14 protein-coding genes are annotated in these 20,002 nt (G+C 42.0%); 9 read left to right on the forward strand and 5 right to left on the reverse strand.

Going from position 1 to position 20,002, the window contains the following annotated elements:
• Positions 1-7 precede the first annotated feature (7 nt).
• The 7 genes from HQQ94_RS10125 to HQQ94_RS10155 all read left to right on the forward strand — a co-directional run bounded on the left by HQQ94_RS10125 (position 8) and on the right by HQQ94_RS10155 (position 9,409).
• The gene (locus HQQ94_RS10125; protein WP_173294310.1) at positions 8-394 is read left to right on the forward strand and encodes a hypothetical protein; all 387 of its coding nucleotides are present in this window, start codon (positions 8-10) and stop codon (positions 392-394) included.
• A 352-nt stretch (positions 395-746) separates the two neighbouring features.
• A complete protein-coding gene (locus tag HQQ94_RS10130; protein ID WP_173294311.1) occupies positions 747-1,433 on the forward strand; it encodes an ABC transporter ATP-binding protein in 687 nt (228 codons plus the stop codon).
• On the forward strand, positions 1,387-2,445 hold the full coding sequence (locus HQQ94_RS10135) for an HlyD family secretion protein (RefSeq protein WP_254304038.1): 1,059 nt from the start codon (positions 1,387-1,389) through the stop codon (positions 2,443-2,445). The genes HQQ94_RS10130 and HQQ94_RS10135 overlap by 47 nt, the downstream gene beginning before the upstream one ends.
• Positions 2,442-3,641 (forward strand): efflux RND transporter periplasmic adaptor subunit, encoded by a 1,200-nt coding sequence (locus HQQ94_RS10140; RefSeq protein WP_173294312.1) that lies wholly within the window; start codon positions 2,442-2,444, stop codon positions 3,639-3,641. The genes HQQ94_RS10135 and HQQ94_RS10140 overlap by 4 nt, the downstream gene beginning before the upstream one ends.
• Positions 3,638-4,894, forward strand: a complete 1,257-nt coding sequence (locus HQQ94_RS10145; RefSeq protein WP_173294313.1) for an efflux RND transporter periplasmic adaptor subunit — start codon at positions 3,638-3,640, stop codon at positions 4,892-4,894. Before HQQ94_RS10140 ends, HQQ94_RS10145 begins: the two co-directional genes overlap by 4 nt.
• On the forward strand, positions 4,891-6,150 hold the full coding sequence (locus HQQ94_RS10150) for an ABC transporter permease (RefSeq protein ID WP_173294314.1): 1,260 nt from the start codon (positions 4,891-4,893) through the stop codon (positions 6,148-6,150). Before HQQ94_RS10145 ends, HQQ94_RS10150 begins: the two co-directional genes overlap by 4 nt.
• 436 nt (positions 6,151-6,586) lie before the next feature.
• Positions 6,587-9,409: an ExeM/NucH family extracellular endonuclease gene (locus tag HQQ94_RS10155; RefSeq protein WP_173294315.1), complete on the forward strand. Its 2,823-nt coding sequence runs from the start codon at positions 6,587-6,589 to the stop codon at positions 9,407-9,409.
• Between the two features lie 131 nt (positions 9,410-9,540).
• Here HQQ94_RS10155 and HQQ94_RS10160 read toward each other — a convergent pair whose 3' ends face one another.
• From HQQ94_RS10160 to HQQ94_RS10175, 4 genes are all read right to left on the reverse strand, one after another.
• Positions 9,541-9,861 (reverse strand): YdbL family protein, encoded by a 321-nt coding sequence (locus HQQ94_RS10160; protein ID WP_173294316.1) that lies wholly within the window; start codon positions 9,859-9,861, stop codon positions 9,541-9,543.
• A gap of 29 nt (positions 9,862-9,890) precedes the next feature.
• A complete protein-coding gene (locus HQQ94_RS10165) occupies positions 9,891-10,052 on the reverse strand; it encodes a YnbE family lipoprotein (RefSeq protein WP_173296600.1) in 162 nt (53 codons plus the stop codon).
• Positions 10,053-10,125: 73 nt separating this feature from the next.
• Entirely contained in the window at positions 10,126-13,608 is a 3,483-nt protein-coding gene (locus HQQ94_RS10170; RefSeq protein WP_173294317.1) for a YdbH domain-containing protein, read from the reverse strand.
• A 160-nt stretch (positions 13,609-13,768) separates the two neighbouring features.
• Positions 13,769-14,617 carry a D-hexose-6-phosphate mutarotase gene (locus HQQ94_RS10175; protein WP_173294318.1) on the reverse strand — a complete coding sequence of 283 codons (849 nt, stop codon included), beginning with the start codon at positions 14,615-14,617 and terminating at the stop codon, positions 13,769-13,771.
• 341 nt (positions 14,618-14,958) lie between these two features.
• Between HQQ94_RS10175 and HQQ94_RS10180 the strand changes: the two genes are divergently transcribed.
• The gene (locus HQQ94_RS10180; protein ID WP_173294319.1) at positions 14,959-16,749 is read left to right on the forward strand and encodes an acyl-CoA dehydrogenase C-terminal domain-containing protein; all 1,791 of its coding nucleotides are present in this window, start codon (positions 14,959-14,961) and stop codon (positions 16,747-16,749) included.
• A gap of 269 nt (positions 16,750-17,018) precedes the next feature.
• Positions 17,019-18,989 carry a methyl-accepting chemotaxis protein gene (locus HQQ94_RS10185; RefSeq protein WP_173294320.1) on the forward strand — a complete coding sequence of 657 codons (1,971 nt, stop codon included), beginning with the start codon at positions 17,019-17,021 and terminating at the stop codon, positions 18,987-18,989.
• A 59-nt stretch (positions 18,990-19,048) separates the two neighbouring features.
• Here the strand turns inward: HQQ94_RS10185 and HQQ94_RS10190 are convergent, their stop codons facing one another.
• Entirely contained in the window at positions 19,049-19,657 is a 609-nt protein-coding gene (locus tag HQQ94_RS10190) for a DUF938 domain-containing protein (RefSeq protein ID WP_173296601.1), read from the reverse strand.
• Positions 19,658-20,002 lie beyond the last annotated feature (345 nt).

The following is a 20,002-nucleotide window of genomic DNA, read 5'->3' on the forward strand; positions in this document are numbered from 1 at the left end:
TAAAATCATGAACATTTTTTTTATTGCGGCGGCTATTCTTGGGTTATTAACGTGTTTGGGTCATTTTACCTATGGCAGTAAGCAATATTTACAGCCAATGTTGGCCTCGAACTTGACTCCATTAGTGAAAACAGTATTGCATTGTGTTTTTCACTTTGTGTCAGTGTTTCTTGTTCTTTCCAGCATGGTACTAGGAGCCTGTGGTATGGATGTTATTTCTAATATGCAAGGATTTGGATTGGTGTTGTTTGTGGCCCTGAACTTTGGAGTATTTGCTATTTGGCAACTCTTTATTGCGTTTGATAGTGATATAAAGTGGTCACTCCGGAATGTCTGCCTATGGGCCCCTTTTGCCTGTATCGCTATTTTGAGCTTGTTAGGGATATACAGTTAATTCACGGTCCCTCATTGATGCTTTGCTCTTAGTTATTGAATACATTTATTCATGTTTTCAGGTGAAAAAGTGATGATACATCTGTTAATCTTTTGAACTTTATGTATCAATGCCACTCTTATGTTGGGCTTGTTCGTTTTGGATTGTTCCAATAGCAATAGGGGGCGGTATGATAAGTTTAATGGTACAGACTGAAGTTGTTAGATCAATGTAATGCAGTTGTTCAATCACTGATGTGAGACGTTATACCAAAGCCACTTTAAGATGCTCGTTTCAGAATCCCCATAGGATGGTTGAATTCTGCATCTTTAGGCCGTTTAAGTATATATCGATATGTGCGAGTGAGATAGTCATGATAAAAGTCAGTGGGTTAAGTAAAGAATATCAGATGGGTGATAGCTTCATATTTGCACTTAAAGAGGTTGAGTTTAGCATTAATAAAAATGAGTTTGTTGCTATTATGGGGCCTTCAGGCTCTGGAAAGTCAACATTAATGAATATCATAGGGTGTTTAGATAAACCCAGCTCAGGCAGTTACCAGCTTAATGAGCAAGAGGTTGCACGTTTAGATGACGATGCATTATCTGTTGTGCGGAATAAAGAGATAGGCTTTGTGTTCCAAAGCTTTCATCTACTGCCTCGCATGAGCGCCGTTCAAAATGTGTTATTGCCTTTACGTTTTTCCTCCCCTCCTAATGATGATATCGATTATGCGAGTGAGTTATTAACACGAGTAGGATTAGGTACACGACAAAAACACCGTCCTAATCAGTTGTCAGGCGGTCAAAGGCAGCGAGTTGCTATCGCTCGCGCATTAATTAATCGCCCAGCAATTTTACTTGCTGATGAACCGACAGGCGCGCTAGACAGTCAAACTGCTAGCGAAATTATGGAGCTTTTTACTGAGCTACACAAAGCTGGACAGACCATTATTCTCGTGACCCATGAAGAAGACGTGGCAGCGTATGCACAACGTATTATTCGTATGCGTGATGGCAAAATTATTGGAATTGAACAGCGGGGTGAGTATGTGGCTTAATACTAACGGTAAGCTATGTTCGATGAGAGTATTATTGATGATGTTACCGATGACTCTTGGCTATATGCTTGCTGTCAATGCCGAAGAGTTAGACGCTAATCATACCATAGAAGCTGAACATTTATTATTAACGGGGAAAATTTCGTCTATTCAATCACAGTTATTGATGGTACCTAAAGCCGGTGATGCTTGGCGCTATCAAATACAATGGATGTTGCCAGAAGGCTCGATAGCAAGTCCTGGTGACACAGTGATGATTTTCGATAAGAGCCAAATTGATAATCAGATTGAACAGCTAGAAGCGAGTTTACTGAGAGTGACCGCTGAAGAACAAAGCCAGTCTATCGATTTAAAGGCGAGCGTGTTACAGGCTCAATTCGATGTAAAAGAAAAGCGATCTGAGCGAGATAAAAGTAAACTCGATGCGAATGTGCCTGCAGAGTATATTGCAGCAAAAGATTATGCAGATAACCAATTTAAGCTTATGCAGGCGAACAGCGAGCTGAGCAAAGCTGAGCAAACGTTAAGAGAGGAACTCGATAAACAAAGCAGCAAGCTGGCACAACTTGCCATCGATAGACGTCGAGCCCAACTTGAACTCACGCAAGCTTTGGATGGAATAGCGAAGCTGACACTGAAAGCTGAGATAAAAGGGCCGATACTCTACAGTAGCGATCCTTGGTCGCAAAAGAAATATGCGATTGGTGACACAGTACAGGTGGGTCGTGAAGTCGCCAGTTTACCGGCGATGGAAGAGTTAGAAGTACTTGCTTGGGTGAATGAGGTTGATGTCGACAAAATAAAGGTTGGCAGTCAAGTCAACCTAAGAGTTGATGCACAGTCCGACATGACGTTTACTGGGCACATTAATACCATAGACAAACAAGCATTGAAGCAGCCAGGCTGGGGGAATAGTAACTGGTTTAGCCTCCAGATTGATTTTATATCCGATGCAAAAATCAATATCATTCCAGGCATGAGTGTATTAGTTAATGCGAAGGTGAGACCATGAAGTTTAGCGTTAATGCGATTGTAGTCGTTCGTTGTCCACCGATAATGGCTCTTGTTGTTTCGCTGTTAATGTTAACAGCATGCAATCACTCTATGGTGACGTCAGTTGAAAAAGGCATTTTAAGTCAAAGCCTTGAAGTGACAGGAGAGCTTGTGTCCGCTGACACGGCAGTTGTTAACCCCCCAGTGATACGTCGAGCATGGCAATATCAAATTAAACAGCTAGCGCCAGAGGGGTCTGAGGTTAAAAAAGGTGACATGCTTGCTCAGCTTGATACCTCAGAGTTATCGCAACGCCTGACGGTTAAAACCGCTGATTTTGAAGCAACTCGTCAAGATATCAAGACATCTAAATTAAGAAATGCACAAAAAATTGAAGAGCTAAGGTTATCTCTGGCCGAAGCGAAGATGAATGTAGAGAAAGCTGAACGTAAGTATGCACTTTCGGATATGACGACAGCGACGATCGATAAAATTAAGTATGAAAAAGATGCGGTGATTGCCAGAGATAAAGTCATCCTAATAGATCAGAAGCTGGCGCTTGAAGCACAAAGTGCCAAGCAAAGAGAAGCCATGTTGATGGGGGATAAACAAAAGCTGTCCATTGAGGTCGATCAACTGCAGCGAGGCATAGACTCGCTCACTATCTTGGCTCCGCGTAACGGCATGCTGGTATACGGTAATGATCCTAGTGGCAATAAAATTAAAGAGGGTCAATCTGTGTATGTAGGCGATACATTATTGAGTATTCCGGATCTAACACATATGCAGGTCAACATGACCATTCCCGAGGTCGAAGCCAGACGAGTTAAAGTCGGTCAAGTATTAAAAATTAAGCTTGATGCCAATCCCGATAAGGTTTTTATGGGGAAAATTATTGAACTAGGTGCGGTGTTTAGACATAAAAATCAAGACATACCTTTAGTGATTTTTGATGCTGTAGCCAGTATTGATGAGCCAGATAAAGATCTGATGAGACCTGGAATGACGGCGAAAATATCGATTGATATTACCGATGATAAACAGGTGTTATTGTTGTCTATCGATGCCGTACATTATGATGCTGGGCAGGCATTTGTGTTACTTCCGGGTGTATTTAGTGACAGTAAGCAGAATGTGAGCATCGGAAAAATGGGTAAAGAACGAGTGTCTATTACCTCAGGGTTAGTGTTAAATCAAGAGGTTTTATTGCCATGAAATATGTACTTTTGGAGTGCATTAGGCTGACAGGAAAAGGACTTTATTTAAGTAAAATATTGTGTGTCGTTATTGTCGTGGGGTGTTTAAGCCTCTCAGCCTGTGATCAACATGTTGAAGATGGTGTGCTTACCATGAATATCACGCGGGAAAATTTTAAGGTTGATATTCCAGCGACAGGTGAGTTAGAGGCCAGCCAGTCAACCGCTGTGACCGTACCGACAGGGCTACGAGGTCCTCAATCTTTGGTGTGGTTATTAGATAACTTTACTCAAGTTAAAGCCGGTGATGTGGTCGCAAGAATGGATCCGGAACGTGAAAGTTATCGCTTAATTATGGAAGGGTTCGATCACAAACAGTTAGGTTTTGATAGTCAAATTCAAGCAGAAAAAGATCACACCGTCAACCAAATGTTGCAGCAAGGAATTGAGATAACTCGTCAGGAAAAAGATTTGGCTGAGCGTTATTTTAGTGATGATGAGCGGGTTTATACCAAGATTGAAATCATTGATCAGATGCGAAATCAGGATTACTTAACAGCTAAAGTACATTACTTTGATTGGAGTTTAGCACAACATGCTTCTCAGGCTGAGGCTGAGCAGAAATTGATTAAGCTTAAGCAAAAAGGACATGCTGCCAAAATTAATCGATTCAAAAACAATCTGAAACATATGGAGATCATTGCCCCTCACGATGGTCTATTTGTGTACCAAAAGGGATGGGATGGATCATTTCCGGTTGTGGGTGACATGATATGGTCAGGTTTTGCCATTGGTTTATTACCTGATACTTCTGTGATGCAGGCAAAACTCTATGTACAAGAATCTGAAGCATCGGGTTTAGCCATAGGCCAAACTGCAACTGTGTATCTCGATGCTTATCCAGATCGACCTTTTCAAGGGAAAGTGATCCAGTTAGATGCACTCGCTAAACCTAAAGATAAAGATAGCCCGGTTAATTACTTTCAATTTACCGTTAGCTTAGATAAAACATTCGTGGAGATTATGCAACCTGGCAGACAAGTCCATGCGAGTGTGCATTTGTTGAGTGCAGACGATGTGTTGACAGTGCCTAATCAATCTATCTTTCAAAAAGAGGGCCAATATTGGGTTTATGTGAAGACGGTTAACGGTTTTATGAAGCGAGCTGTGATCCTTGGAAGCCGCAGTTTGAATCGCACGGTGATCATCGATGGTTTAACCATCGGCGATGTTATTGCACTGACAACTCCGCCTAAAAGGAGTCGAATATGAAGTTTCTAATGGTTCAAAGTAGAGCGTATGTCGAAGGTATAAAGCAAGCATTTGATGAAATGCGTCACCATAAGCTTCGTACAGCGTTGACTTTATTGGGAATGATATTTGGTGTTGGTGCTGTCATTGCGATGTTAAGTGTTGGAGAAGGTGCCGAACGTGAAGCACTCAAAATGATCGAATCCATGGGGGTAAGAAACGTAGTCGTTAACGCTAGAACGACTGATGGGGAAGCGTTAAAGTCAATACGTGAGCATAGTTTAGGGTTAAATTTAAGGGATGTCGAAAGTGCCAAAGAGACGTTACCTTTTGTGGAGGAGTGGAGCGCCGAGAAACAAGTGAAGGTGTTTAGTTTATTTAGCTTGGAGGGTCGCAGTGATGCACACGTTAAAGGTGTGACAACTAGCTACTTTTCTTTAACGTCTTTGGCGTTAAGTGATGGTCAAATATTCACTGCTAGTGATGAGCTTTATTTTAGGCAAGTGGCAGTATTAGGCCCAGAAGCGGCGCGAAGCTTATTTCCACAAGGGAATGCTATTGGCAGTGTGATAAAGATTAATCATCAATGGTTTACTGTCATTGGTACATTAACAGATGCCAATGTGGGCCAATCTAAAATTCAAGGTGTCAAATTAGGTGGTGAACGAAATCAGGTATTTATTCCTTTGTCGACCGCATTGAAGAAGTTAAATTTCACCCCCCTTGAAGATGAACTTGATGCGTTTAAAATGTCAATAGCCATCGGTGTAGAGCCCTCATTGGCGGCGAAAAGTTTACGACATTTAATGAATCGTCGCCACGGTGGAGAACAAGATTATGACATCGTAGTACCAGCAGATTTATTAGCTCAGCATCAAAAAACCCAACAGATATTTAATATTGTGATGGCCTGTGTTGCAGGAATTTCATTGCTTGTAGGTGGAATTGGGATCATGAATATCATGTTAGCTACGATAATGGAACGCACCAGTGAAATAGGATTATTACGCGCTTTAGGTGCCAAAAGGAAAGATATCGCCCGCCAATTCTTAATTGAGAGTATTGTCATCTCTGCCACAGGAGGCATTATCGGGATCGGTGTCGGTCAGTTACTGGCGATGGTGATCTCAATAGCGGCTGGCTGGCCAATAGCTTGGTCACCTTCAGCCATTATTTTAGCCTTGGGAGTATGCATGACCATTGGTATTGGTTTTGGACTATACCCGGCTAAAAAAGCAGCGAGGCTAGATCCTATCGTTGCACTACAAAGAGATTAATAGACTTAAGAGTTTTACATCTTTCTTCTAACTTGTTCGACATGCTAGAGCTGGCATGTCGAGCTTAGAGAAATGACGGTTTATTTATTTCGTCAATATCTTAGACTGTGGCATTATTGTCCACCCTAAATAATCGTGCCTACTTTTCCTATTTATCGTTACAGCCCTGTCATATTTATATTCTAGTGGATTACTTTTCCAGTGGTCTTTTATAGAGCCGTCATCGAATATTTGCTCACACAGTATCCTAATAGACTCCCTTTAAAGTTATTGCTTGGTTTTTTATTATCGATTTCGTAGCTAAATTGTAATTATTTTGTTTTATGATTTGATTTTATGTTTTATGCTGTTTCCGATTGGTAATAAATAGGTGTTTGAAAAATAGCCAGTTTTTGTAATGGAACTTAGGTTTCATGGATGATATTAAGGGGTTGATATGTTGATTAAAGCAAGCTTACTTTCTTTGTTGATGGCGAGTATGTCTACGTTTGCCCAAGGGGCAGATGATCTGATTTTCTCTGAATATGTTGAGGGCAGTGGTAACAATAAAGCGTTCGAACTTTATAACTTAAGTACTAATACTCTTGATTTGAGTCAATACCAAGTTGAATTTTATTTTAACGGCAGTACACAAGCGGGTGGTAGGATCCCGTTATCGGGATCATTAGCGGCAGGTGAAGTGTATGTTGTGGCCAATCACAATGCGAGTGCAGCAATATTGGCTGTCGCAGATCGGGTTAGTAACATTGATTTTTTCAATGGTGATGATGCCATTGTGTTAACTTCAGGTAATGTGGTGGTCGATAGCCTAGGTCAAGTGGGTTTTGATCCCGGGAGTGAGTGGGGCAGTGGCACTTTATCGACAAAAAATAATACTTTGATTCGTGATCCACAGACACTTATCGCAGATACCGTAGTAGATGATGAAGTGGGCTTGGAGACTTGGCTAGGTTTTGCTCAGGATGACATTACAGATCTAGGACAATTCAATGGTGACGATCCGGTAGAGCCACCTATCCCTGTTGAACTAGTGTGTCATGATCCTGCGGTGAGCATTCATGCACTGCAGGGGCACACGGATATGAGTCCTTTTAATGGTCAAACGATTGAAGTAGAAGCGATTGTGACCAGTAATCAAGCGTCTGGTTTACAGGGATTCTTTATGCAGATGCCGGACAATGCTGTGGATGCTGATCCGTTGACTTCAGAAGGTGTCTTTGTCTATACGGGAGGAAATATTCATTATTTGGCTGGAGATCGGGTTCGTATTCAAGCCGTTGTGAAAGAATTTAATGGGTTAACTCAGCTTACTGACATTGTTGCTCATACTCGGTGTGGATCATCTCAATCGATCCCCAGTGCGGTGAATGTGACATTGCCTGTTGAGAACATCGTCGATTTTGAGGCATTTGAAGGAATGCGCGTTAGCTTTACTCAACAGCTTGTGGTGAACGAAGTGTATCATTTAGGCCGCTATGGTGAATTAATGTTGGGGAGTCAACGTCACTTTATCGGCACACAAGTGGCCGCCCCAGGCAGTGATGCTCTGGCGGTGAGTGCCGCAAATGCACGAGATGCCATTGTACTTGACGATGGTTTGAGTGTGCAAAATTCCGATCCTATTCGCTATCCAGCACCAGGTTTAGATTCAAGTAATACGGTGAGAGTCGGGGACACAATTACAGATCTTAATGCTGTCATGCATTTTAGTTTTGGCAAGTATCGTTTAATGCCTGTTGATACGGTCAATTTTGTTGCTGAAAATACGAGAAGCATCATGCCAGATCTGGCTGAAGGGGGAAATTTAACCGTAGCAAGCTTTAACGTGTTGAATTACTTCAATGGTGATGGCCTTGGTGGTGGTTTCCCAACATCGAGAGGGGCGGATACTGTCATCGAATTTACGCGCCAGCGTGCCAAAATCATTAGCGCTATGGTGGGGATTAATGCTGATATATTTGGTTTAATGGAAATTGAGAATGATGGTTTTGGAGCAGGATCTGCGATTGACGATTTAGTGTCAGGCCTAAATGAAGCCGTGGGTGAAACTCGCTATACCTATATCAATGCAGGAGGAAACTCCATTGGTACTGATGCGATTGCGGTTGGGATGATTTATCGACACGATAAGGTTACCCCACAAAGCGGAGCTCACGTGTTATCCTCTGCTAATTCGCCGCTAAATGATGCTGGCGTGCCTTTGTTTAATGATAATAAAAATCGTCCTATGCTGACTCAAACGTTTAGGCTTAATGGTAGCGAACAGTCATTGGTTGTGGCGGTGAATCACTTTAAGTCGAAGGGAAGTGGGTGTGACAGTATCGGCGATCCGGATCTTAATGATGGTCAGGCTAATTGTAATTTAACCCGTACTTATGCAGCGCAAGCGGCCAGTATTTGGTTAGCAGAGCATTATCCTCAAGCGCCGGTATTACTGATTGGTGATCTTAATGCTTATGCACAAGAGGATCCGCTATCAATATTAAAAGGGGCTGATTTTACAGAATTATTCGAACATTTCGATAAACCTGGAGCATATTCATACGTATTTTCAGGAGAATCTGGCCAGTTAGACCATGCGTTAGCCAATAGTCAATTACTGAGTAAGGTGATTGATGTAACCGAATGGCACATCAATACCGATGAGCCAAGCTCACTGGATTATAATACCGAGTTTAAGTCAGACTCACAGTTGGTCACCCTTTATAATATCGATGCATACCGCTCATCTGATCATGATCCTATTATTATCTCTTTATTACTTGAAGCTGATAATATAGCACCAGTTTCCCGTTTTACTGCTGATGTTCAAGGTGCGAAGGTAAGCTTTACCAGTACCTCTACTGATGAAGATGGCTCTATTGTAAGCCACTTGTGGGACTTTGGTGATAACAGTGTGTGGAATAGCCAGAGCGTGGTGCATGAATATGCTGAAGATGGCGATTATACCGTCACCTTGACCGTGACCGATGATGCAGGTTTGAGCAGCAGTTCATCGGCAATCATTACCGTTAACACTAAAGCGAAAAAAATGAAGCCTGTTGCGGTGATTAAGCACATTAATCTTGGTTTGGTCGATGTGTTTATCTCGCAAAGCTATGATGAAGACGGTGAGATAGTGCAACAAAGATGGAAGTTTAATGATGGCAGTCAAGTATTTGGCCCCGTTGCTGTTAAGCTCGCTGATCACGCATCGAGGGTAAAGTTGATTGTAAGAGATAATGATAGTTTGCGCGGTAGCGCTAGATTGAGGTATTAGCTTATACCCAAGCGACCTCGAGATGCAGGATCTTGCATCTCGAGAAGTGGTTTGGGTATACGGTATTAGTGATATGTTACCACTCAACAAACAATGGTGTGTTTGTTGAGTTATTGACACTTTATAATGCCTTATTTCTTGAGCCACTTACCGCTGCTAGTCTGAATATATTCACCTGAAGTAGCGGCTTTCATTGCTTTTTCAGCGGCCAGTTTGGCCACTTCATTGGCTGATATGCCATTACTTTTGGCAATTTTCTGATAGTGTGCTTTACGTTTAGTGTTGACTTGCTCCACAACAGCATTACCTTGAGCATTATTGACCACTATGCCTAGGTAGCCATTGGCTTGTTCACCCACTAAGCCTTGAGATTTAGCATCTTGTAATGACATAGCGAATGCATTCAAGCTTAGTAGTGTGACTGCAGCGAGGACCAAAAATTTAGTTTTCATTGTGTATCCCTTTTATTTACAGAGCGTGATCAAAATAGCTCATCATTGGTGAGCAAAGCATCAAGATCTTTGTCCACTTTTATGCGGATCTCATGTTCAATCTTCACATTAAGATTGATCACGATAGGTTTATCTGGTGGCGCTATCTTCACTGTGGGAGTACATCCTATTAGTGTTAATAGCGCTATCATTGCGGCCAAAGCGGTGCGTTGGATAGGCAGTCTTTTCACGGTTCATTCCTTTTATCCAGTTTGTTTATATCAATCAATTTATTGATTGTTCAATTTGAGTTTGCAACTTATCCCCTATTTGTAGACTCCTTAAAAGCTGTAACATGTTTTCTTCTTGAGAATAATTCAAGTGTATAGGGCGTTCAACCCCTTTTCCTTTGCCTTTAACATTGAGGTGTAAAATAGCATCTCCTGTCGGTGCCATGTCGAAGCTAGTAGACAGTTCTGAATATTCAAGGTGCTCCATGGTTGAGAAAGCAAAATCGAGATAGGGTTGAGAATCTCGCATTTGATCGACTGCAGGGTTGCCGTTTAGAGTAATGAGCCCTCCAGGTGCTCTGGTGGCCAAGCGACCTCCACTGACTGAGACTTTTCCATCCACTAAATCAACAGGGAGGACACCGTCTAGCGTACCATTTGCATAAAGGCCTATCTGAGGCTGAATGGCAATGAGTTCAGCCAGATTGAGTCCTTGGAGCACTAAATATCCATGAGATCGTTCTTTTAGATTAAGGGTAAACTCTGGCAAGGTGAGTTTTCCACCGAGCAGTTTACCGCTGGCATTCATCTGAATATCGGCATGAGTCAAGTGGGTTGGTACACTGACGGATGGGGAGGGCTTTTTGGGCTCTGAATCTAAGGGGATAAAGAGGCTTGCATGAGAGTCAAAGTCTTCGATAAGGACCCCAGGATTAAAGGCCCTAGCGGATAGATTAATCTCATCACATGCGAGAGAACTTTGTTCTTTTGGGCGATGGTCATCGTGATGTAACCTCAGCTGGCATTTGGCATTTAGCATGGCTTTTTCAAAAGGCAGCTCATTCATACTGCCGCTAACCTCAGTCAGTGTTGGGCTAAAATCTACGGCCAATAGCGTGGTTTTCTGGGCAGATGAGGTGCTTACTGGAGTAAAACGGTATTTTGTCTCCAATGTTGCGTGACCATTGGCATGAAATGTTGCAGGCAGTGGATAACTTGCATCCACAATGGCTAATATCTCGCTTAATTCGCTTTCAAGCATTGCCTCACCCTGAACAGATATTTTTTGCACATTTTGCCGAGTTAAATCAAGAGTGACTTGGTGTGTTGAGTTGAATTGGAGTTCGCCTAATGACCAAGCTTCTTGGGTTGTTAACGTGGGTTTACTCCAATTGAATGCTTGTTTTATTGTTGCGTGATTAAGCTGCAGTATTTTTTCTGTTTTTAGGCGCTTATTTTTATGATGGCTGCGTGTGAGTGTTAAGCCTTCAAGTTGGTAATGTGCTCGGTTTCTCCACGCAGCCTGACTGAGAATATGTGGCCAATGCTGAGTCTTATCGAGCATAAACGCTAAGTTTGTGCTGTCCAATATTGTCAAGGTGAAATAGGGAAGTTTAGCTGTTAATGCTTGATTTAATGACTGAGAAAGCGGCGTTTTTGTTGTTGCTATCTTAATATTCGCTGGATTTTTTTCTTGAACGTGAGCGGGGTCTTTAATGACTTGAATGAATTCAGTCTCTGTTTGCTTGAATTCAAACTTTGGTAGTATCAGGGTTAATTGAGCATTATTCTCTTGAGCATGTTCAAGTGAGAAAGGCGTTAACGATGACAATTTAGCCTTTTGAGCTGTGATGGCAATAGAGGGGGCAGCCAATGGTGCTTGTTTACTTATTTTTTTATCTAAAAAGCTAATTTTTTCAGCCTCTAATGAAAACCTAGCACCTGTAAATTGGGTAGGTTTGAGGGCCAATGGCTGCAGATCTTTTGAGCCCATATTGACAGTGAAGTCACTGGGAGCCGATGTGCGAAAGATTACATTATTGGCCTCAAATGTGATGTCGTTTGGTGTTAATGAAGGCTGATAATGATAGGTGACAGGATCTAGACGTAATACAAGACGTGGTAGCACCACTGAAAGTGTATCGGATGCATAGCTTACTTTAAGCGGTGTGAGGTTTGATAATGAAAGTGATCCTATTTTCATTGTTATCGCTGTTTGTTTATCTTGGACTGTGCGTAACGTCAGCTTATCACTGACAATACTGGATTCGTTATCAACACTCAATGTGAATATAGGCTGAGTTTGAGTGACGCCATCATGTGTATCATTAACCTGCTTCAGTTGCAGTGTCCCCTTGGTGGTCATGGTGGTGTTTGCTAAGTGTAATTCAAGTGCATTGAGACTTTGCGGCAATAGCGGCTGAAGTGCGAGTTGCGTTTTGGTGATTAAGTTGAATGACCAATTGGCGCTAAGCGCCAGAGATTGTACATGGTGAGGCAAGACTAGGCTTAGCGCTTTGAGTGAAATATTGGTGGAGATGGTGTTATTGACGATTGAAAGCCTAATGTCGGGTGAGCTAATTTTTTGTGTTAAGAAGGAAAACTTGAGAGGATCACGTAATGAAAGAGTGGCTGTTAATTGATTCAAGGGCTCATTGGATTTGGTTGTTTGCAATGGCTCAATGGCCTTGAGTAAGGTCTTATTCTTGATAAGTGCCAACAGTGCAATTGTTTGTTGGGGCTTGGGAGTCACTTGTATCGAGAAGGGAAGTACCGTGAGGGATAGATCGGTAATGTGCCCGCCGATTTCAAATTCCAACATCTGATTCGGTTTGCTTTCGATATGAGTGAGTGAACTTGTTGATACTAAGAGGGACGATTGAGCTAATGCTGTATTGGGAATTAAGGCTAAATCTGCTAATGGCGACAAAATTAACTGTGTGCCAATGAGTTGATGAATAGAATGTAGCTGAGCCGTTTTCAAATCCAACTCCGCTTGACTGTTGAGTGTGCCACTCAAATAGATCCCCTGTTTATCTAATTTTGTCTTCATGGCCAGCACAGCATTAAATGCGCTGTTCGTTAAGGGGTGTTTAGCGATATTGTTTAACAGAGTGTATAGCTGCTCGAAGACGATGGAGCTTGAAATAGACCATTTATTATCGGTGAGGTGAGCATCTAAAGTGAATAGAGGCTGCCCATGTTGGGTGAGCTGACTGGTTAAGTGACCCAATTTATCTAATGTGAGATGAGTTAAATTCAAACTTAATGCGCTGGATGGGATCCCTTTTAATGAGAGGGATGTTTGCCCCATTTCTATTTGCGGCAGCTGGGTGATATCCAGTCCTAACGTGGGTCCTTGTTCATCGAGGTTTTTACCTGTATTACTGAGTACATTAGGGTTAAGTACTACCGCTATTTTTCCCAGTGAAATGGTGGCGAGTTGATTGGCAGAAAAGTTCAGTAGAGAAAAACGGTTATCGAATGTCAATTCGAGATCTTGAATGCGGATATCGCTACCCTTTACCACCAATACCAGTTTAGGTAATTGCCAATGAGTCAATGAACGGGGATAGAGACTGAGTTCAGTGATCTTGGTGTCATATTGGCGTAAATAATGGTTGGCAAGCTTAACTGCCAGCCATTCATAACTGAGCATTAATGTGATGAGTAAGCTGATCAAGAGAAAAGCGCAAGCCAGCGTACATTGGGTTGCTCGTGATAAAGTGCGGATCATGAATTGTGGTTTTATCGCCAATTAATGGTATTTGAGTCTAGCATGATGGCAACACCAATATGTGAAAAAAGTTGCCATGATTTATGCTTATTGCTGCGCAACTTCTTTAAAATAGGGTAATAAGGAGGTCGATAATGAGGATTAATTTTGGGTTAATGTGAGTCACTTTATCGAATGACATTTAATTTTTCCAACGGATCTGAGTGGTTAATGTGTGGGTCTCATGTGGGGCTAATATCACAGCATCCTCTAATACGTTTGCCGCTTCAAGGCACACCATAGACGCATAATCCTCGGCATTAAATCGAGATAATTGCTGCGATTTATCTATCCAAGGGTTCCAGAGTACTGCTGAGCGACTATTTTTACGGCTAACTTCGATAATACCTTCAGGTGTTTCTAGTGTTTGTATCTGACCAAGTTCAGTATAAACACGGTCAGTTTCTTTGTTGAACACCACTTCGTTATTGTGTTGCTTAAAAGGACCTTCACCAAATTCCAGATATTTTGCGCCCTCAAACCCCTTTGCCTTGAGTGTAGTGATGTCAGTAATGGGGAAATAGCTATGCAGTGCTTGAGTCAACTTAACCGTGTTGCTGGATAAGTTGGTATTGATCAATGACACGGTTAATGTGTTATTTAAGATAAACTGAATCGCAATTTGAGTATGATGTGGCCAATATCGTGTATCTTCTTCATTTAATTCAAGGGTAAAGTTGAGCTCTACTCCTGATTCGAGGATCTGAGTCGATGTTAAATCCCATATGCGGGTGCGGGCAAAGCCATGTTGTGGCCAATCTGGGTTGCTATGCATACCAAACCAAGGCCAACAAATAGGGATCCCTCCTCTGATCCCATAACCCGCTTGATAGTCATCTGCACTGGAAACCCACAATAGAGGTGCTTGGTTTTTAGGTTGGAAAAATTCAATTTGTGCACCTTGTAAGAAAATTCTGGCTTGGCATAGTGGAGTATCTACATTGACATATTCCAAGCCGTTAGCGTGTTTTTTGGTCGTGATTGCACTCATCTGCCGTTTCCTTATTTAATTCTAATTGAGGTTATTTACAAATAGTTAAACTCTTTATCCTCAGAGTCAAAAGAAGAATTTGAATCATAACATCATTCGTTGAATGGAGTGTATCTTACCTGAAAGTGAGTCTCTCCCTCCCTATTAATGGTGTCGTTCTAAGCGTTATTATTAAATGTTATTTTTTGATGTCGAGGTTTATTTTGAAGAACGAGATCACGTTTTAAGCTCCAGTTAACGTAAGCTGTTTCTTGCAAATGGTATCATTTAAACGCATGATTGAAACTACCGTATGAATAACTCACAATGATTAATTGTGCAGGTAAATAAAAGGATTAGAGATGGCGTCATATCAAGCACCACGTCGAGATTATCAATTTATATTAAATGAACTTCTTAATATCTATGAAGAAACTGAATTAAGAGGTTTTGATGAAATAGACGCTGAACTGAGCGATGCGATTTTACAAGGGGTGGCAGATTTCGCGACTGACATTATGTTACCGCTTAACTGTCGTGGAGACATCGAAGGTTGTCAGTTACTTGATGGCAATGTTATTGCCCCCAAAGGCTTTAAGGATGCCTATCAGCAGTACGTAGAGAACGGATGGGGAACATTAACCTGTGATCCCGAATTTGGTGGCCAAGGTCTTCCTGAGGTAATAGGGGTATTTGCTACTGAAATGAAAACAGCAACCAACATGGCATTTGCTATGTATCCAGGGTTAACCCATGGGGCTTATGCTGCGATTCATGCCCATGGTAGTGATGAGTTAAAGCAGAAATATTTAGCCAAACTGGTGACAGGTGAATGGACAGGTACCATGAATCTAACGGAATCTCATGCGGGGACAGATCTGGCCCTGTTACGCACCAAAGCACAGCATGTTGGTGAAGGCTTATTTGCTATTTCGGGTGAAAAAATATTTATCTCATCGGGAGATCACGATTTAGCTGACAATATCCTTCATTTGGTGTTGGCCCGCCTGCCGGATGCCCCAGAGGGAGTTAAAGGTATTTCTTTGTTTGCGGTGCCTAAATTTTTGGTTAATACAGACGGCAGTCTAGGCAAGCTCAATACACTTTGTGCGACAGGACTTGAGCATAAAATGGGGATCCACGGTAACTCGACGTGTGTGATGCATTTCGATGGCGCGATAGGTGAACTTGTGGGTGATGCACATCAAGGTTTACGGGCCATGTTTACTATGATGAACCAGGCACGATTAATGGTTGGTGTGCAAGCGCTGGGTGTGTCTGAAATTGCTTATCAAAATGCGCTTATTTACGCAAAAGATAGAATACAGGGACGTGGTCTAAGTGGTGTTAAGGCGCCTGAAATGGCGGCAGATCCTATTTTGGTTCATGGAGATGTTCGCCGCATGTTAATGTCGCAAAAATCGTTTAATGAAGGGGCAAGAGCGATGATGGGGCAGCAAGCTTTATGGCTAGATAAAGCAGAGCGCCATCATAATCCAGAACAAGCAGAGCTCGCCTCTAAGTTTGCAGCGTTATTTACACCCATTGTGAAAGGTTTTGTGACAGATAGAGGGTTTAATGCGTGTGTCGATGCGCAACAAGTCTTCGGTGGTCATGGTTATATCCATGAATGGGGTATGGAGCAATTTGTTCGTGATATTCGTATTTCTATGATTTATGAAGGCACTAACGGGGTGCAAGCGTTAGATTTAGTGGGTCGAAAAATCCTCTTTGATAAAGGGGCGACTTTGTTTAATTGGTCTGAGTTAGTCAAGCAGTTCATTGGGGCTAATGTCAATAATGAGTTGATGAAACCCTATATTGCTGGACTGATGGATGCATCAAGTGATCTTGAGCAAGCGACCCAGTTTATTGTTAATCATTCAGAGACAAACCCAGATATTCTTGGCGCGGCTTCTATGCCTTATATGCAAATTTTTGGGATCACAGCGTTGGCTTGGATGTGGGCACGGACCGCTTCTGTGGCATTGTCAGCTCTTGAGACCGCTACATTGGAAGTAGACTTTTATCAAGGAAAGCTGAAAACTGCTCAGTTTTACATGAACTACTGGGTTGTACAAACGCGCAGTTTACGCCAGCAACTCGACATGAGTAGTATACAATTAACTCAATTTGAAGTATCTGATTTTTAAAGTTAATGGGTGTTGAGACGATTAACGATATATCATTTTTCGTTAAGCGTCATGTCACCCATATTGCGTTTAATCGTGCAGTCGTGTTTGGTGCGATAGTTTGCGTTTTTGTAAGTAATGTCAATTAACAGAGCAACGCTTCGTGAGCTTAGTGAGCTGAGCTTAGGTCAGTGAATATCTTAGCGTTATCCACGAATGTACATTTGAAATAAAATATTGATTAATATGGTCTAATATTTATCCATACTTGTTTAGATGGATGATTGATTATGAGCGCATTTTTTTCTATTGGTATCAATATCGCAAATAGACTTAATTTTAAGAAAAAGTTTAGTTTGCTTGCTTTAGCCACCTTAGTACCACTGTCCCTTGGTGCTGCGTATTTAATTCAACTTCAATACCAACAGGTAAAAATTGTTGGTAACGAATTAAGAGGCTTAGCGTCTGTTAATGCCTTATCAGCAGTGGATCTTAACTTGCAACAGGCAAGGTTAGCTCTGATCCGTGGTGACGCGGTTGCTTCAACGCTAACACGAGTATCAGAGAAGCTGGTTGCGAGTGTTGAAACCATTGACGATAGTGAGTCAATGACCCTGTTATCGCAAATCTCTAATGCACTGCAAAGTGAGTCAAATGAGACGGCATTGGACGCCATTAATCATAGTGCAGATCTCATTGCAGATTTGAAAGAAAATATTGGGTCGAGTTCAGGCTTAGCACTTGATCATGATCCTAAAGGTTTTTACCTTGCAGAGCTTTATTTGACAAGAATTTCAGCCATCAATGACTACCATTCTCGTGTGAGTACAGTGGCCATTGAAGTGTTAGGAAATAATGGATTTACTCCCGTAAATTACACTCAATTAGTGGCGCTTAATACACGTTTATTTGAGCTGTTAGAAAGTAGCCAAAAAACGCTATCTCGGTTAAAGACCAAAGCGAGCAGTCAGGAAATATCACAATTTATCGAGACGATTAATGCACTTCACACCCGTTTGTCTCAATTTATACAAAGAGTCGATGCCGATATTATTAGCCCTGAAAATGTAAACATAGGTCTTAATGAGTTTACGGCAGAGTCTGGTGCTATGGCCCTGCTAATACAGGAGGGGCTTAATGATAACCAACAGACATTGGCAACCTTGCTTAATGAGCGAGAAGTTGACCAGTCTAGGATCATGTTTTGGCTAATGCTTATGGTTATTTCTGTTGTGATAGGTTCACTTTATGCTTTATTGGCGATTTATAAAGCCATTGTGTTTAACGTTTATCAGATTGAGTCTGTGGCCAGTCAGGTCTCTAATGGCAATTTGAGTCACAATATACAAATTGATGGCAAAGATGAGTTTTCTCAAATCGCATTGGCATTTAATAGTATGTTAATTAGTATGCGCACCTTGATCCGTGAAGTGCAAGTATTGAGTCATGATGTGGTTCAGGCCAGTAGTAAAATGCAAGAGATAACCAATAAAGTTGAAGGTACGCTAACTGAGCAGCAAACCCAGACTCATGAAATCGCCAGTGCTATTGGTCAGATGGTCGTGTCGGTCAACAGCGTTGAATCCAGTACAGGCGAAGCCACCAGTATTACCAGTGCAGCCAGTCATGCGGTAGAGCAAGGACAAACGGTGATCTCCGCAACAGTATCAGGGATCAATTCAATTGCAGAAGAGGTGGCGAAAGGCTCTAAAGTGATCAATCAACTTGCATCTCACAGCTCAGAAATAGGCAATGTGGTTGATGTTATTCGAGGGATCGCCGAACAAACTAATTTACTGGCACTAAATGCTGCGATAGAGGCGGCGAGAGCGGGGGAGCAAGGGCGCGGCTTTGCTGTGGTGGCCGATGAAGTGAGAAGTTTAGCGAGCCGAACTCAGCTATCAACCCAAGAGATACAAACCATGATAGAGCAAATTCAGCTTGGTGCAAAAGAGGCCGTTTCAGCCATGGAAGCGGGTACCCAACAAGCGGATAATGGTGTGACCCAAGCAAATGAAGTCAGAGAAAGCATTAGTGTGCTAACGGGGAGTGTGCAGGAAATTGTCGCGGTGATGCGAGATATCTCGAGTGCGGTGGCCGAGCAACGTCATGTCAGTACCCAAATAGACAGCAAAACATCATCGATAGGTGAGGGGGCTGATGATGCCTTACTTTCCGCCAAAAATGCTTCACAAATAGGGCTAACTCTTGCCGAAGACGCAAGAAAGTTGGCCAAGCAAATCGAAGGATTTAAGTTGTAGTTTTTTGTTACTTAACGTGGTTATTTTTAATAAAAAAATTAAGTGAAGCATTTATTTAACTAATTGATATTATTTGTAAAATGTAGTAGGCGGTTGTTGGCGGGCATGTCGTGATCGTCAACGAATGTTAGCCCTTGAATTTCTGCAAGTTGAATAATCCATTCAATATCACGAATGGCACGACTCGGATCCTGCTCTGCGAGACTAAGATCAAATCTGGCATTACTCTGACTGGTATGTTTACCCGCGTACTTAAATGGCCCATAAATACATAGCTGGCCTTTAGCTTGTAAATGTTGGCCGACTCCCTTAAAAAAAGCTTCAACCATGACCTTTGACATAATGTGTAAGGTATTGGCGGTAAAAATGGCATCGATGTGCGCTGCCATGGGTAGCGGCCAGACCGAGGTGACATCCAATGTTAATGGCTGAGGTAAGTTCGGACGCTGATATTGAGCCAGTCTTGCGTTTATCACGTCGAGATATTGCAATTGATCACTGGTTTGCCAGATAAGGTGTGGCAGGTGCTCAGCAAAGTAGACGGCGTGCTGAGCCGTGCCAGTGCCTATTTCGAGTAAATGAGTCGAGGTTGAAAAAATAGTATCGATCACTTGAAGAATGGGATCTTTGTTATTGTCGCAAGCTTGAGAAAAGGGCAGTTGAGTCATGTTTGGATACGCTATATTCATTAAGATGATCAAAGTATTACGGTGTTTAATAAGATAGGATAACTTGATTTGGTATTGAAAAACAGACTGAATTAGCCTTTATTGAATTACTTGTCTGAAAATCATGAATGTCTCTTCACTGCATATTAATGAGATGGTGGTTCAGTGATGAATCCTCACTCATTTTTTAGACATTGCCTAACGTTCATTACCCGTGCAGGTATAAGAGCATATTTTACATAGAAGGTGAAAAATTGAGTCGAGCACTGGCCTGCTCGACTCTGTTCGGGTTGTAAATCATGACTGACTCTTAGGTCAATTTCATTGGGTTTACTATCAAAAAAC

The sequence above is a fragment of the Shewanella sp. VB17 genome (genome assembly GCF_013248905.1).
Taxonomy (GTDB): Bacteria; Pseudomonadota; Gammaproteobacteria; order Enterobacterales; family Shewanellaceae; genus Shewanella.